Here is a 14,705-nt window from a genome sequence, read left to right on the forward strand (position 1 = left end):
ACCTGCAGCAGCACGGCATCGGCCGGCGAAAAAAGTGTTCAGGAACGCGGGCAAAAAAACTCCGGGAAAACAGGATGGCGGGATGGGGCAGCAGTTTAACGCAGCAGGCGCGCCGCCACGCCCGCTGCGCGCCTGCTCAAGCGACGGGCGCCTGCTCCCGGCCCGCAGTTGGCGCAGGCGGCTCGCTGCGATGCGGGGCAAGAATCCCGACCAGGAAGCCCAGGCCTGCCGCTAGCCAGATGAGCGAAGCAACGACGTCGAACGTCCAGGCTCGGTCGGGAAATCTGTACAGGAAAGGCAGCACCGGCACGCCACGCAGCAAACACAGCGCGGCGAGCGCCCCTTGCACCATCTGCGCGAACGGCAACCAGCGCAGCTTGCCGGCTCCGGCCAGGGCATACAAGGCGCACACCAGCATCAGCACGCCGATACCGGCGGCGCCTGCTGGCGCCAGCAGGCCCCCCGCCTGGGCTGAAGCCACGACTTTGGGCGGCGCCTGCAGCAAGGCATACCACTGCGCTCCCAGCAAAGGCGCCGCGAAATGGATCGCAGCACCGAACAAAGAAATCCCCGCCGCCAGCAAGAAAGCAAACCGTCCCATCCTGCCCTCCAAGTGCTTGTCGAATCGACATTAAGCCGAATATTTTCTGCCATTGCAACAAATTTGCTTGCAATTCCTTTCATACTGTACAAAAATACAGACTGTCTATATCCACAGTCCACAATAGTGACCATAGCGCCATGATCAAGCTCACAGCACGACAAGAACAGATCCTCAACCTGATCAAGGATGCGATCGACAGCACCGGCTTCCCGCCAACCCGCGCAGAAATCGCGGCGGAGCTTGGCTTCAAATCCGCCAACGCCGCGGAAGAACACCTGAAAGCCTTGCAACGCAAGGGCGCAATTGAAATCACCGCCGGCACCTCGCGCGGCATCCGCCTGACCGGCAACTTCGGCGGCGCCGCCACCGGCACGGCAGCGCCACGCCAGGCGTCGCGCGCCAGTGTCGAATTCGACGACATGCCTGCCGTACCTGCGGGCATGCTGGTCTCCCTGCCCCTGATCGGCCGCGTCGCCGCCGGCTCGCCTATCCTGGCACAGGAAAACCTGGAGACGACGTACAGCGTCGACCCCAAGCTGTTTTCGGCCAAGCCCGACTTCCTGCTGAAAGTGCGCGGCGAGTCGATGCGCGACATCGGCATCATGGATGGCGATCTGCTGGCCGTGAAAAAGACCGATAGCGCCCGCAACGGCCAGGTCGTCGTGGCCCGTATCGGCAACGACGTCACGGTCAAGACTTATCGCAAGACGGGCAGCAAGATCGAACTGCTGCCGGAAAATCCGGACTTCAAAATCATCACCGTCAGCCCGGAAGACGACTTCGCGCTGGAAGGACTGGCAGTAGGTCTGATGCGGACCTGGCACTGATGTTCAAGCTGTATGGCAGTGCCGAATCGGGCCACACCTTCAAGGTGCGGCTGATGCTCGAAGTAGCAGCGCTGCCATATGAATACGAAGAAGTCGACCTGCGCTTCGAACGCGCGGCGCGTCCCGAACCATTCCGCACACTGGCGCGCTACGGCGAGGTTCCGTTGCTGGTGCACGACAGCCAACCCTACGTACAATCCAACGCCATCCTGCTATTCCTGGCGCAACACAGCCAAGCCTTCGGCGGCGAAACGCCCGAACGCCTGGCACGCTGCCGCGAATGGCTGTTCTGGGAAGCCAACCGCATCGGCACCTCGCTGCCCCACTTGCGCTACGGCCAGCGCTTTGACCCGCTAGGCTACCCGCCCGGCGTGCTCGATTGGATGCGCGCGCGCTTTGACGCCGACATCGCGCGCCTGGACGAAGAGCTTTCCGACAGCCGCCAATTCCTGCTGGGCGCCGAGCCCACGATCGCCGACTTCTCCATCTGCGGCTATATGTTCTGGCCCGAGCAAGCCCACGTCGGCTACCCTGCCCACGTGGCGGGCTGGTTAGGACGCATCCGGGCCCTTCCCGGCTGGCGCCATCCTTATGACATGCCCGGCGCCGTGCCGTTTTAAGCCAGCCTGCTCCCCGATTCCTGCCGTCTGTCGCACCCAAGTGCTATCGCACGCCCCCCGGCTTATCCTTCCTGCATCGAAAAAAAGAAGAGGAGATAACATGCACGTCCGCCGTTTCAGCTCCATCCTGTGCGCCTTCGCACTATCGTTTTCCAGCGCGTACGCCGCCGCCCCGCAACAACAGTTCGCCAACATGGGCGACCTGCAGCTCGAAAACAAAGCCACCATCAGCGATTGCGCCATCGGCTATCGCACTTTTGGCACCCTGAATACCTGCAGGCGGCCGCTACGCAAAGAACCCGCCGCTGCCGATGTACAACCTGCTGTTCGCCATGAACTTCGACAGCCCGGCGCACCGCAGCGCGCGCACAGCGCCGAAGGATTTCGAAAAGTTCTTCCGCGAGAGCCAGTCCTCCGATCCTGACGGCATGGACGCCAACAACTCCCTGTGGCAGATCCGCGCAGTGCTGGGGCACGATATCGCCCAAGGCGGCAAGCTGGAAGAAACCGCGCCCCGCATCAAGGCGCGCGTGGCCGCTATCAACGCAGCACAGGACCACCTGGTCAATCCGGCACCGGCGATTGCCTTCGCCAAGCTGCGCAAGGAGGAAGCCACGGTGCTCGACACCGACTGCGGCCACGCCGCCCTGCGCTGCGCCATGCCCGCCATGAAGGCAGTTGTGGAAAAAGCGCTACGCTAAGCGTGCAGCCTGTACCGCCAATCCTGCAGTTCGTCGCAGCCACCGTCCCCGGGTGGCTGCGCTAACCTAAAGTCACACACAAAACACACACCACAACCGGGGAGATCTTGATGTTCAAGCCATTCTGCGTCGCAGCCGCGATGCTGGCAGCGCAATCCGCGTTCGCCTTCGATCAGCAGACCAACCACTACCGCCTCAGCATCGACAAGGAAGCCAGGCGCGCCCATATCGAAGCCGACGTCTGGGTCGAAGGCCGCGAGCTGGCACTATTCAACTGCATGCCGATACCGCAACTCAAAAATGGCCAGGCCGACCTGATCGAAAAGTTGCAGGTAAGCGATATGGCCGGCAATGCCGTCGTATTGAACGACAAGGGTGAAGGCGAATACGACGTCGACGGCGACCGCCGCCTGCGCCTGTCCTACGACATCCGCCTGGAGCACGACAAATATCAATGGCCGGGCGGGAATGAAGAAGTGTCCTACCACACCGATGAAGGCCTGATGTCGGTCGGCTATCCCCTGTTCATCGTCCCCGGCGTAAAAATGCTCGGGCAGACCGAAGTCACCTTCGACCTGCCGATGGGATGGAAAGCCAACACGCCGTGGCGCAGCACCGGCAAGCCTGGCGTCTTCGTTGTCGACACGCGGCGCGAGCTGGTAAACAACGCCCTCTTTTTCGGCACGGCACGTTCGGAAACGTTCAAGGCCGGCGGCGTCGAGATGACGCTGGTGATGGGCAAGCAATACTGGAAACGGCGCGACGCTTTCGTATCGATGATCGACAAGCAGATGAACAGCTACCAAAAACTATATGGCCGCGGCCCGGTAGCCGACCGCTTCCTGGTCGTGATCAACCAGGGCGACAGCGGCGACGGCGGAGCGTTTGCAGGCTCCTTCAGCCAATACCTGAAAGATGACGGCAGCGAAGTCTCGCGCCCGATCTGGGGCAAGGTGATGGCGCACGAGCTGGCCCATTTCTGGAATGGACACTCGCTTGTGCCCAGGAACGAAAGCGAAGAATGGTTCAAGGAAGGCGTGAACGACTACGTCACCGTGACCACCATGGCGCGCAACAAGCTGATGGACCGGACCATGCTGATCCAGCAATTGGAGAACCTCGCGCGCGGCCAGAATGTCGCACGCAAGGTACAGGGCCTGACCGTCACCGTGCGCGAAGCGGTAAAAGACAAGCACCGCAACTGGCTGCTGGTCTACGGCGGCGGCACGATAGCCGGCCTGGCGATGGACGTGGAACTGCGCAAGGCCAGCAAGGGCAAGGTGAGCCTCGACACGCTGCTCAACGAGATGTACAAGGAATTTGGCCACAAGGGCAAGACATACAGCCAGGCCGACATCGTCCGCATCGGAAAAGCGATCAGCGGCATCGACCTCGACCCGCTGCTGAACAACATCGTCGCCACCAGCAAAGCGCCCGACCTCGCCCCGCTGTTCAAGGACATCGGCCTGCGCCTCGAGCAGTTCGGCATGCTGGAAACCTACCTGCTGCGCGACCCTGCCGCGACAGCCGAACAGCAGGCCCGCTTCGCCGCCATCTTCGGCATCCCCCACTGATACGGCCGAGGCCGTGTCACACCATGGGGTCACACCCCATGGTGTGACACGGGCTGAACGGTATCAGTCGAGGGCGTTCCGGAAGTCGGCGATCAGGTCGGCAGTGTCTTCGATGCCGACGGAGACGCGGATCAGACTGTCGGCAATGCCCATCGAGGCGCGGCGCTCGGGACCCATTTCGTAGAAGATGGTGTGCGAGACGGGGATCACCAAGGTGCGCGTGTCGCCCAGGTTGGAAGTCGGGATCGCCAGCTTCAGCTTGTTCAGGTAGTCGAAGCAGTCTATGCCGTCCTTCAGCTCAAAGCTCAGCAACGAGCCGAAGTCCTTGAACAATTCGGCTGCGATGCCATGCTGGGGGTGCGATTTCAGCCCCGGGTAATACACCGCTGCCACGCGTTCGTCGGCTTCCAGCATCTCGGCCAGGGCGCGCGCATTGGCCGAAGTACGGTCCATGCGCAGCGCCAGCGTTTCGGCGCCAACGGCGATGTGGTGCGCGGCTTCCGGCGCCAGCGAAGCGCCGAAATCGCGCAGCGCCTTGGCACGGATCTGCACCAGGCCCCATTGCACCACCGGGTTCTTCTTGTAGTTCTCGAAGATATTCGGGAACCTGCTCCAGTCGTATGCGCCGGTATCGGTCAGCGCGCCGCCCAGCGCATTGCCATGGCCGCCAATCGACTTGGTCAGCGCGTTCACCACCAGGCCGGCGCCGACGTCCTTGGGACGGAACAGGTAAGGCGACGTCATGGTGTTGTCCACGATGTAGAGGATGCCGCGCTCGGCACACAGTTGGCCGATGCGTTTGAGGTCGGCGATCTGGGTGCGCGGGTTGGCGATCGTTTCGACGAACACCATGCGCGTTTCAGGCTTGAGCGCCGCGGCCACGTTGGCCACGTCGGTGGCGTCGACGAAGTCCACGCCCACGCCCTGCCCCGCCACCGTCTGCCACAGCGAGTTGGTATTCCCGAACAGGAACGACGACGACACGACATGGTCGCCGGCACGCAGCAGCGCCTGGAACACGGCGCCGATGGCGCCCATGCCCGTGGCGAAACAGATCGTGCCCACGCCCTGCTCCATCTTGCTGACCTTGTCCTCCAGTGCGGCAACCGTCGGGTTGCCCTGGCGGCCGTAGCGGAAACCCGGCTCCTTGCCCTGGAACACCGACGCCAGCTGGCGCGCGTCGGCATAGCCGAAAGTCACCGAGGTGTGAATCGGCTTGTGCAGCGAGCCGTGCTCGATGCCTTTCTGGCGGTCGTTGTGCAGGATGGTGGTCGTGAAGCCGTAGTTCTTCATCAGGACTCCGTCGTGGCAGTATTCAGGTTCAGTTGCGTGCGTGCCGCGTCTTCGGCAACCTTGGCCTTGGTCGGGTTGTGGCGCGCCTGCTCGATGCGGTCCAGGTACTCGGCCGAGACGTCGCCGGTGATGTACTTGCCGTCGAAGCAGGAAGCCTCGAATTCGGTCAGCGCAGGATTGACGTCGGCAATGGCTTTCTTCAGGTCTTCCAGGTCCTGGTAGACCAGCGCGTCGGCGGTGATTTCCTTGCAGATCTCGTCCAGCGTGCGGCCGTGGGCGATCAGTTCGTCGCGGGTCGGCATGTCGATGCCGTACACGTTCGGGTACAGCACCGGCGGCGCGGCGGAGGCGAAGATCACTTTCCTGGCGCCGGCTTCGCGGGCCATCTGCACGATCTCGCGCGAGGTGGTGCCACGTACGATGGAGTCGTCCACCAGCAGCACGACCTTGTCCTTGAATTCGTCGCCGATGGCGTTCAGCTTCTGGCGCACGGATTTCTTGCGCATCGCCTGCCCCGGCATGATGAAGGTGCGGCCGATGTAGCGGTTCTTGATGAAGCCTTCGCGGTAATCGACGCCCAGGCGCATGGCGAGCTGGATCGCGGCAGGACGCGAGGAATCGGGAATCGGCATCACGACGTCGACGTCGTCGGCCAGGCCTTCGCGCTTGATCTTGTCGGCCAGGTATTCGCCCATTTTCAGGCGGGTGTTGTACACGGAGGCGCCGTCGATCACCGAGTCGGGACGCGCCAGGTACACATATTCGAACACGCACGGATTCAGCTTCGGCGCATCGGCACAGATCTGCGCATGCAGCTTGTTGTCCATGTCGATGAAGATCGCTTCGCCCGGCAGCACGTCGCGCACGAAACGGAAGCCCATGCCTTCCAGCGCCACGGATTCGGAGGCGATCATGTATTCGGTGCCGTCGGCGGATTCGTTCACGCCCAGGCACAGCGGACGAATGCCGTTCGGGTCGCGGAAGGCCAACATGCCGGTGCCGGCAATCTGCGCCACGGCTGCGTAGCCGCCGCGCACGCGCTTGTTCAGCACCGTCACGGCCTGGAACAGGGTCGCCGGGGCCAGGGTGAAGCCGGTGGAAGCCTTCTGGATCTCGTGCGCCAGCACGTTCAACAGCACTTCCGAGTCGGAGTCGGTGTTGATGTGGCGGCGGTCGATCTTGAACATCTCGTCCTTGAGCTGTTCCCAGTTGGTCAGGTTGCCGTTATGCGCCAGGGTGATGCCGAACGGCGCGTTGACGTAGAACGGCTGCGCTTCTTCTTCGCTGGAAGAGCCGGCGGTCGGGTAGCGGCAGTGGCCGATACCGGAATTGCCGTTCAGCGAACGCATATTCCGGGTGCGGAACACGTCGCGCACCAGGCCATTGGCCTTGTGCATGGAGAACGTGTTGCTTTGGTTGGTTGCGATGCCTGCCGCATCCTGGCCGCGGTGCTGCAACAGCAGCAGCGCGTCATACAGCATCTGGTTGACTGGTTGGTGGGATACGACGCCGACGATGCCACACATGGTGTGCTCCTAAACTTGGTACTGCGGATTTAAAGAATTCTAAAAATGGACATGCTGCGCCATCGCGGCAGGCAGGAATGGTTTCACGGTACGCACGCCGGATTCCGCCATCGGACTCAACAGCGCGTTCTGCCAGAATTCCTGCTTGGGCATCGAAGTCATCCCGCACAATATGACGCCAACCAGCACAATCACAATGCCGCGGCCGAACCCGAACAGCGCTCCCAGGCTGCGGTCGGCAAACGACAGGCCGCCGGCTTCGATCAGCGCATTGATTGCCATGGTCAGCAAGGCCATGAGGATGAGCACTCCGATAAACAGTGCAATGAAGGCAACGATCAGGCGCACCACCGCGCCCGGCAGGGCTTCCGGCAGCATGGGTGCCAGCCAGGGACCATAAGCGTTGGCGACGACAAAGGCGACGATCCAGCCTGCCAGCGACAATACTTCTTTGACCAGGCCGCGCATGGTACTGATGACGATGGATGCGATCAGCACGAAAATAACCAGGTAATCGAAAATCGTCACGTCAGCGCAGCCTCGAATCGTACTCTCAGGCCGGGGTAAGGTTGCCGCTCAGGCCCAGTTTGCCCAGCTTGGCTTTGACCTTTTCGGCTTCTTCCTTGTTCGGGAATGGGCCGACTCGCACGCTGGTCAATTCGCCGTTGGCGGTGTTGACTTTCTGCGCATAGGACTTGATGCCGGCTTCGCCCAGCTTGCGCTGCAGCTCGTCCACTTTCTCTTTTGCGGCGAAGGCGCCAACCTTGATCACATACTTGGTCGAAGCGGCTGCTTCGGTAGGCTTGCCCTCCAGGATAGCCATGGCGCGCGCATCGTCGGTTTGAGCTGGCCTGGCTTCCGGTTTAGGCTCCGGTTTCTTCGCTTCGGGCTTCGGGTCGGGCTGCTTTACCTCGGCCCTGGCAACTTTCGGTTCGGCCGCTTTGGGCGGCTTGGCGGGTTCGGTCACGGCCGGCCTGGCCGGCACGTGGACAATTTCTTCACCTTTATCCAGCGCTGCGCCGGCTGCGGCAACCGGTGCCACGGTACGCGAGGATGGCGTAGCGGCCGGCTTGTTGCCGGCGGGAGCCGGCTGCTCCAGCGACGGCGTTGGGGCCACGGCAGGGCCGCCATTCAGCGGCTCGCCCGGCTTGTCCTTGGACGGCATGTTGATGGCGATATCGGACACCGTCGACTTCGGCTCCGAGTCGAGCAGCATCGGCAGGCCGATGGCAACGGCCAGCGCCAGTGCAATGGCGCCAACCAGGCGGCGGCGCGCACGCTTTTTCTCCGGCAATACCGGATCGGCTGCGTTTTTGCTGTTGTTGCGGCGCGGCGCCGCGTCGGCGCCAGCGCTGGATGCGCGCTTGGAGCGGGCCTTCTCGTCCAGTGCCCTGTCGTCCTGTGCGCGGTAGTAGCCGCTGTCTTCAGCAGCAGCATCTTGCTTGTTTTTGCCAAATTTCGATAACAAGCCCATGCGGAATGTTCTCAGTGGAGTGAGGATTTTTTCGCCGCCATGACGCCGGCGACAGTCAGGAATGATCCAAAGACCACAATTCTATCATTCTCGCCCGCCCTGCTCATCGCATTTGCGAATGCCTGGCCTGGGTCATCGAAAATATTGGCGGTTTTTTCACCCATTTTCGGTTCAATTACCTGCACCTTGGCCGCCAGTTCCGATGCAGTTGCCGCGCGCGGCGATGGCAGGTTGGCAAGGCACCAATGGTCGACACACGGCGCCATGGCCTTGATCACGCCGTCGATATCCTTGTCGTGCATGGAGCCGAATACCGCGAAGGTATAAGGGCTGAAGCCCATATTGCCGACGTTCTGCGCCAGCGCTGCCGCAGCGTGCGGGTTGTGCGCCACGTCGTAGATCACGGTCGGACGGCCGGGCAGCACCTGGAAGCGGCCCGGCAGCTCCACCATCACCAGGCCGGTACGCACTTCCTGCGCGCCGACCGGCAATTCCAACTTCAGCGCCTCCAGCGCTGCCAGCGCCGCGCAGGCGTTCAGCAACTGGTTGGCGCCGCGCAGGCCAGGGTAAGCCAGGGAGTTGCGGCGCTGCGAACGGCCGCCGTAATTCCACTGCTGCTTGTCGCCCGCATAATTGAAATCGCGCCCCATCAGCCACAGGTCGGCGCCGATCTCCATGGCGTGGTCGATCAGGGACTGCGGCGGGACCGGGTCGCTGCAAATGGCGGCTTTGCCGGTGCGGAAAATGCCTGCCTTCTCGAAGCCGATCTGCTCGCGCGTGCCGCCCAGGTAATCGACGTGGTCGATATCGACGCTGGTCACGATCGAGACGTCGGCGTCGATCACGTTGACCGCGTCCAGGCGGCCGCCCAGGCCCACCTCGAGGATGACCACGTCCAGCGTTGCTTGCGACATCAGGTGCATGATGGCCAGCGTGGTGAACTCGAAATAGGTCAGCGAAATATCGCCCCGCGCCCGCTCCACAAAGTTGAAGCTCTCGACCAGTTGCTCGTCGCTGGCCATGTCGCCGTTCAGGCGCGCACGCTCATTGAAATGCAGGAAGTGCGGCTTGATATACAAGCCGACACGATAGCCGCCCTGCAGCAGGATCGATTCCAGCATGGCGCAGGTCGAGCCCTTGCCATTGGTGCCGGCCACCATGATGACCGGGCATTTGAACTGCAATGCCATGCGTTCCTTGACCGCGCGCACGCGGTCCAGGCCCATGTTGATGACGGTTTCGGCATGGCGCGACTCGATCAGCGCAAGCCATTCAGGGAGGGAATTCGGGAGATTGGACATTATCGCCAGGAGGGATTCTTGGGCGCGCAGCGCAGGAGGCTGCGCGCGCCGGGTAAAACTTGAAACTTAGGCCAGCACTTCCGCGGCCTGGTTCTGCATCAGCGCCAGCAGGCGTGCGATTTCTTCGCGCATCTGGCGGCGGTCCACGATCATGTCGATCGCGCCCTTCTGCAGCAGGAACTCGGAACGCTGGAAGCCTTCCGGCAGCTTCTCACGCACGGTGTTTTCGATCACACGCGGGCCGGCGAAGCCGATCAGCGCTTTCGGCTCGGCCATCACCACGTCGCCCATGAAGGCGAACGATGCGGACACGCCGCCCATGGTCGGGTCGGTCAGCACGGAGATGAACGGCAGCTTCTTCTCGGACAGCTTGGTCAGCATGGCAGTGGTTTTCGCCATCTGCATCAGCGACAGCAGGCCTTCCTGCATCCGTGCGCCGCCGGTGGCGGTCACGCAGATGAACGGCACCTTCTGCTCCAGCGCCACCTGGGCCGCGCGGGCGAAGCGTTCGCCAACCACGGAGCCCATGGAGCCGCCCATGAATTCGAATTCGAAGCAAGCCACGACAACCGGCAGGCTCATGATCGAGCCGCCCATCGCGATCAGGGCATCGGTTTCGCCGGTGGCTTCCATCGCCTGCTTCAGGCGATCCGGGTATTTCTTGCTGTCTTTGAATTTCAGCGTGTCGACCGGCAGGGTCTCCTGGCCGATCTCATAACGGCCGCCGGCGTCCAGCAGTGCATCCAGGCGCTCGCGGGCGCGGATACGCATGTGGTGGTCGCACTTGGGGCAGACGTGCAGGTTCGACTCGAGGTCGGTACGGTACAGCACTGCCTCGCAGGATGGGCATTTCACCCACAGGCCTTCAGGCATTGTCTTGCGAGCGGCAGCTTCCGAGCGCTGGATGCGCGGTGGCAGCAATTTTTCCAACCAGCTCATAAATTTCTCCTCTTGCACTAACTTAGGCCGGAAGTGTAGCCGGTTCTGCCTGTCCTGTCGAACAAAACAGGCAGAACATTGCTCTCAAATCAACGCTTTTCGTCGAGTGCCTGGCGAATGCCGGAAACGAACGATCGTACTGATTTTGCAGCGTTTTCCGGGCCGGCCGCCTCGATTTCCTGGATGATGCGGCTGCCGATCACCACCGCGTCGGCCACACTCGCCACCGCGCGCGCGGTTGCCCCGTCGCGGATGCCGAAACCGACGCCCAGCGGCAGCTGGACGTGCTGGCGGATCATGTCCAGGCGGCGCGCCACGTCCTCGGTATCGATATGGCCGGCGCCCGTGACGCCTTTCAGCGACACATAATACGTGAAGCCGCTGCCGACGCGCGCCACCTGCTGCACGCGCTGCTCGGTCGAGGTGGGGGCCAGCAGGAAGATCAGGTCCTGCCCTGCCGCGCGCATCTTGGCGGCGAACTCCTCGCACTCTTCCGGCGGGTAGTCGACCACGATGGCGCCGTCGGCACCGGCCGCGCGGCTGGCGTCGATGTAGGCGTCGGCGCCGAGGCGCTCGATCGGGTTGGCATAGCCCATCAGCACTACCGGAGTAGCCGTGTTGGTTTTGCGGAATTCGCGCACCAAGTCGAAGCAGTCGCGGATGCCGACGCCGTTGGCGAGCGCACGCTCACAGGCGCGCTGGATCACGGGGCCTTCGGCCATCGGGTCGGAAAATGGGATGCCGAGTTCGAGGATGTCGGCGCCGCCCTCGACCAGGGCGTGCATCAGTTCCACGGTTTTGCCGGGGTGCGGGTCGCCTGCGGTGATGAAGGTGACCAGGGCTTTCTTGTTTTGCGCTTTCAGGGCGGCGAAGGTTTGTGCGATACGAGTCATGTTTTTTCCTTTCAAACCGGTAAACCGGTGTCTGACCCGCAGGGTCTGACACCGGGTACGCGGCAGCCGCCGGGTTGGGTCGTGTGCTGTTGTCCTTCGTCGAAAGTCAAAAGCCCAGACTCAAAACCCGCGGCGGATGATCTGACAGGGTCTGACCCTGCGGGTCAGACCCTGGTTTACCGGTTTTAGAACTGCAACCCAGCGCGCTGCGCAACGGTATGCATATCCTTGTCCCCGCGGCCCGACAGGTTCGCCAGGATGATCTTGTCCCGCGGCAGGGTCGCCGCCAGCTTGGCCGCATACGCCAGCGCATGCGAAGACTCCAGCGCCGGAATAATCCCCTCGATATGGCAGCAATCATGAAATGCCTGCAGCGCCTCGTCATCGGTAATCGACACATACTGCGCCCGCCCCGAATCCTTCAGGTAGGAATGCTCCGGCCCCACGCCCGGATAATCCAGGCCAGCCGACACAGAGTGCGTCTCGATGATCTGCCCGCCCTCATCCTGCAGCAGGTAGGTGCGGTTGCCATGCAGGACACCTGGATAGCCGGCCGTCAGCGAAGCGGCATGCTTGCCCGTATCCAGCCCTTCGCCTGCAGCCTCCACGCCAACCAGCGCCGTCGCGGCCTGGTCGATGTATGGATAGAAAATGCCCATCGCATTCGAGCCGCCGCCGATACAGGCCACCACATAATCCGGCTGGCGGCCAGTCATCTCAGGCATCTGCTGCAGGCATTCCTCGCCGATCACGGACTGGAAGTCGCGCACCATCATCGGGTACGGATGCGGGCCGGCCACCGTACCGATGATGTAGAAAGTGTTCTCGATATTGGTCACCCAGTCGCGCATCGCTTCATTCAGCGCATCCTTCAGCGTCTTGGAGCCGGATTCCACCGGCACCACGGTCGCGCCCAAGAGCTTCATGCGGTACACGTTCTGCGCCTGGCGCTTCACGTCCTCGCTGCCCATGTACACCACGCATTCGAGGCCGAAGCGCGCGCAGATGGTGGCGGTGGCAACGCCGTGCTGGCCCGCGCCGGTTTCGGCGATGATGCGCGGCTTGCCCATGCGCTTGGCCAGCAAGGCCTGGCCGATCACGTTATTGATCTTGTGCGCACCGGTGTGGTTCAGGTCTTCGCGCTTGAAGTAGACCTGGGCGCCGCCCAGCTGGTCGGACCAGCGCTTGGCGTGGTACACGGGCGAAGGACGGCCGACGAAGTGCTTCAGCTCGTAGCGGAACTCTTCGAGGAACAGTTCATCCTTGCTGTAGCGGTCGTAGGCTTCGCGCAGCTCGGCCAGCGCATAGCTCAGGGTTTCGGCAACGAAGGAGCCGCCGTAAGGGCCGAAATGGCCGGTGGCATCAGGCAGGTGGTAAGACGAGGCGTGGAACAGGTGCGCTGGTGGCGCATCAAGCGGGGTTTTCATGGTGCGGGTCTTTCTCAAAAGTGGCATCTGCTGCCCGCACGCCGCGAACAAAGTCCGCGATCAGGCGAGCATCTTTGATACCCTTGGCGCGCTCGACGCCACTTGAGACGTCAACCGCGTAAGGGCGAACGCTGGCCACTGCGCCAGTCACATTTTGCACGCTCAAGCCACCACTCAAAACGGCCCGATGCGCGAGATCTTTTGGGATTAGGGACCAATCGAAAACCTTTCCTGCGCCGCCATATGCATCCACGAAGGTATCGAGCAGGAGGCCCGAGAACAAGCTACTGGATGCGCGGCAAAGTCGCTCATATTCTAGCAGCTCAGCGCCGCTTGTGTCGGGTTTGACGCGGAAGACGCGCACAAATGCCCTTCCCGCCGCGCGCGCGGCCTGTGCGCAATCGTCGGCCGACTCGTCGCCGTGGAATTGCAACAGCGACACCGGCGCCACCGCCACGGTGGCCGCCACCTGCTGCGGAGTATGGTTGACGAACAAGCCAACCGGCGTCACGAACGGCGGCAGCAGCGCAATCAGCTCAGCGGCGCGCGCCGGCGCCACATAGCGCGGGCTTTTTTCGTAAAACACAAAGCCGACCGCATCGGCGCCCGCCGCCACCGCGGCCTGGACGTCTTCTTCGCGGGTCAGGCCGCAGATCTTGATGCGGGTGCGTGGCATGCGTGGTCTTCCTTAAAAAGCAGGCAGGATGCTGGGCTCTTCATGCGGCAAGCCCCATTTTGCATCGTATTCGATTCTGGACAGGTACAGGCCATCGGGCATGAAGGTCGGCGCCGCCCGGGTGCGGTCCTTCCCTGCCAGCAGCTCGCCCATCCAGGCGGTATTCTCTCGGCCCTGGCCGACATAGACCAGGGAGCCCACCAGGTTGCGCACCATGTGATGCAGGAAGGCGTTGGCGCGCAGGGTGAACAGGATCATGTCGCCGTGGCGTTCGATCTCGATCATCTGCATTTCCTTGACCGGAGTCTTGGCTTGGCACATGGAGGCGCGGAAGGCGGTGAAATCGTGGGTGCCGATCAGCGGCTTGACGGCTTCGCGCATGCGCTCCACGTCCAGTTGCCAGTGCGTAAAGCCGGCGCGGCCGGCCAGCAGCGGCGAGCGTACCTGGTGGTTGTACAGCAGGTAATGGTAAGTGCGGGAACGGGCGCTGAAACGGGCATGGAATTCCTGCTCCGGGGTCGGCGCCTCGGGCAGGTAGCGTGCCCAGCGCACACCGATCGATTCGGGCAGGAAGGCATTGATGCCGCGCACCCAGGCATGTTCGGCGCGCTCCAGGTCGGTGTCGAAGTGCACCACCTGGTTCAGCGCGTGCACGCCGGCGTCGGTGCGGCCGGCGCAGGTGGTGCCCAGCTTGACGCAGGCGAAGCGTTCGATGGCTTCCTCCAGCTTGTTCTGCACGGTCTGGCCATGCGGCTGGATCTGGTAGCCAAGCCAGTCGGCGCCGTTGTACTGAACCCCTAATGCAATGCGTTTCAAAATAAAAAATGCCCGGTCAGATTGATCTGTGACC

General features: G+C 62.6%; 15 protein-coding genes. 4 read left to right on the forward strand and 11 right to left on the reverse strand.

Translation table 11 applies throughout. From position 1 onward, the window contains the following. Positions 1-136 precede the first annotated feature (136 nt). A complete protein-coding gene (locus ACWBU6_RS22650; protein WP_452645600.1) occupies positions 137-601 on the reverse strand; it encodes a hypothetical protein in 465 nt (154 codons plus the stop codon). A 140-nt stretch (positions 602-741) separates the two neighbouring features. Here ACWBU6_RS22650 and lexA point away from each other — a divergent pair, with 140 nt between their 5' ends. From lexA to ACWBU6_RS22670, 4 genes are all read left to right on the forward strand, one after another. Beyond that, the gene (gene lexA, locus ACWBU6_RS22655) at positions 742-1,431 is read left to right on the forward strand and encodes a transcriptional repressor LexA (RefSeq protein WP_452645601.1); all 690 of its coding nucleotides are present in this window, start codon (positions 742-744) and stop codon (positions 1,429-1,431) included. Further along, entirely contained in the window at positions 1,431-2,051 is a 621-nt protein-coding gene (locus ACWBU6_RS22660; protein ID WP_452645602.1) for a glutathione S-transferase family protein, read from the forward strand. Before lexA ends, ACWBU6_RS22660 begins: the two co-directional genes overlap by 1 nt. Positions 2,052-2,362: 311 nt before the next feature. Further along, a complete protein-coding gene (locus ACWBU6_RS22665) occupies positions 2,363-2,752 on the forward strand; it encodes a hypothetical protein (RefSeq protein WP_452645603.1) in 390 nt (129 codons plus the stop codon). A 110-nt stretch (positions 2,753-2,862) separates the two neighbouring features. Continuing rightward, positions 2,863-4,326, forward strand: a complete 1,464-nt coding sequence (locus ACWBU6_RS22670; RefSeq protein WP_452645604.1) for a M61 family metallopeptidase — start codon at positions 2,863-2,865, stop codon at positions 4,324-4,326. 63 nt (positions 4,327-4,389) lie between these two features. On the opposite strand, the gene ACWBU6_RS22675 is transcribed toward ACWBU6_RS22670, so the two are convergent. The 10 genes from ACWBU6_RS22675 to truA form a co-directional block, all read right to left on the reverse strand. Beyond that, positions 4,390-5,619, reverse strand: a complete 1,230-nt coding sequence (locus tag ACWBU6_RS22675; RefSeq protein ID WP_452645605.1) for a cystathionine gamma-synthase family protein — start codon at positions 5,617-5,619, stop codon at positions 4,390-4,392. Continuing rightward, entirely contained in the window at positions 5,619-7,145 is a 1,527-nt protein-coding gene (purF, locus tag ACWBU6_RS22680) for an amidophosphoribosyltransferase (protein WP_452645606.1), read from the reverse strand. The genes ACWBU6_RS22675 and purF overlap by 1 nt, the downstream gene beginning before the upstream one ends. A gap of 39 nt (positions 7,146-7,184) precedes the next feature. Continuing rightward, positions 7,185-7,673 carry a CvpA family protein gene (locus tag ACWBU6_RS22685; RefSeq protein ID WP_452645607.1) on the reverse strand — a complete coding sequence of 163 codons (489 nt, stop codon included), beginning with the start codon at positions 7,671-7,673 and terminating at the stop codon, positions 7,185-7,187. Positions 7,674-7,698: 25 nt separating this feature from the next. Next, a complete protein-coding gene (locus tag ACWBU6_RS22690; protein WP_452645608.1) occupies positions 7,699-8,619 on the reverse strand; it encodes an SPOR domain-containing protein in 921 nt (306 codons plus the stop codon). Positions 8,620-8,630: 11 nt separating this feature from the next. After that, entirely contained in the window at positions 8,631-9,920 is a 1,290-nt protein-coding gene (gene folC / locus ACWBU6_RS22695) for a bifunctional tetrahydrofolate synthase/dihydrofolate synthase (RefSeq protein ID WP_452645609.1), read from the reverse strand. A 66-nt stretch (positions 9,921-9,986) separates the two neighbouring features. Further along, entirely contained in the window at positions 9,987-10,859 is an 873-nt protein-coding gene (accD, locus tag ACWBU6_RS22700; RefSeq protein WP_452645610.1) for an acetyl-CoA carboxylase, carboxyltransferase subunit beta, read from the reverse strand. Between the two features lie 89 nt (positions 10,860-10,948). After that, a complete protein-coding gene (gene trpA, locus ACWBU6_RS22705) occupies positions 10,949-11,752 on the reverse strand; it encodes a tryptophan synthase subunit alpha (protein ID WP_452645611.1) in 804 nt (267 codons plus the stop codon). Positions 11,753-11,937: 185 nt separating this feature from the next. Continuing rightward, positions 11,938-13,179, reverse strand: a complete 1,242-nt coding sequence (trpB, locus tag ACWBU6_RS22710; protein ID WP_452645612.1) for a tryptophan synthase subunit beta — start codon at positions 13,177-13,179, stop codon at positions 11,938-11,940. Further along, positions 13,163-13,855, reverse strand: coding sequence for a phosphoribosylanthranilate isomerase (locus tag ACWBU6_RS22715; protein ID WP_452645613.1), 693 nt, complete (start codon positions 13,853-13,855; stop codon positions 13,163-13,165). Before ACWBU6_RS22715 ends, trpB begins: the two co-directional genes overlap by 17 nt. A 12-nt stretch (positions 13,856-13,867) precedes the next feature. Then, entirely contained in the window at positions 13,868-14,671 is an 804-nt protein-coding gene (gene truA / locus ACWBU6_RS22720; RefSeq protein WP_452645614.1) for a tRNA pseudouridine(38-40) synthase TruA, read from the reverse strand. Positions 14,672-14,705: the final 34 nt, after the last annotated feature.

Source organism: Pseudoduganella sp. HUAS MS19, assembly GCF_053615455.1.

Excerpts from the sequence above, each read along its gene's own strand:
- ACWBU6_RS22650 (WP_452645600.1), bottom strand. The coding sequence starts at position 601 with ATGGGACGGTTTGCTTTCTTGCTGGCGGCGGGGATTTCTTTGTTCGGT.
- lexA (WP_452645601.1), top strand. The coding sequence starts at position 742 with ATGATCAAGCTCACAGCACGACAAGAACAGATCCTCAACCTGATCAAG.
- ACWBU6_RS22660 (WP_452645602.1), top strand. The coding sequence starts at position 1,431 with ATGTTCAAGCTGTATGGCAGTGCCGAATCGGGCCACACCTTCAAGGTG.
- ACWBU6_RS22665 (WP_452645603.1), top strand. The coding sequence starts at position 2,363 with ATGTACAACCTGCTGTTCGCCATGAACTTCGACAGCCCGGCGCACCGC.
- ACWBU6_RS22670 (WP_452645604.1), top strand. The coding sequence starts at position 2,863 with ATGTTCAAGCCATTCTGCGTCGCAGCCGCGATGCTGGCAGCGCAATCC.
- ACWBU6_RS22675 (WP_452645605.1), bottom strand. The coding sequence starts at position 5,619 with ATGAAGAACTACGGCTTCACGACCACCATCCTGCACAACGACCGCCAG.
- purF (WP_452645606.1), bottom strand. The coding sequence starts at position 7,145 with ATGTGTGGCATCGTCGGCGTCGTATCCCACCAACCAGTCAACCAGATG.
- ACWBU6_RS22690 (WP_452645608.1), bottom strand. The coding sequence starts at position 8,619 with ATGGGCTTGTTATCGAAATTTGGCAAAAACAAGCAAGATGCTGCTGCT.
- folC (WP_452645609.1), bottom strand. The coding sequence starts at position 9,920 with ATGTCCAATCTCCCGAATTCCCTCCCTGAATGGCTTGCGCTGATCGAG.
- accD (WP_452645610.1), bottom strand. The coding sequence starts at position 10,859 with ATGAGCTGGTTGGAAAAATTGCTGCCACCGCGCATCCAGCGCTCGGAA.
- trpA (WP_452645611.1), bottom strand. The coding sequence starts at position 11,752 with ATGACTCGTATCGCACAAACCTTCGCCGCCCTGAAAGCGCAAAACAAG.
- trpB (WP_452645612.1), bottom strand. The coding sequence starts at position 13,179 with ATGAAAACCCCGCTTGATGCGCCACCAGCGCACCTGTTCCACGCCTCG.
- ACWBU6_RS22715 (WP_452645613.1), bottom strand. The coding sequence starts at position 13,855 with ATGCCACGCACCCGCATCAAGATCTGCGGCCTGACCCGCGAAGAAGAC.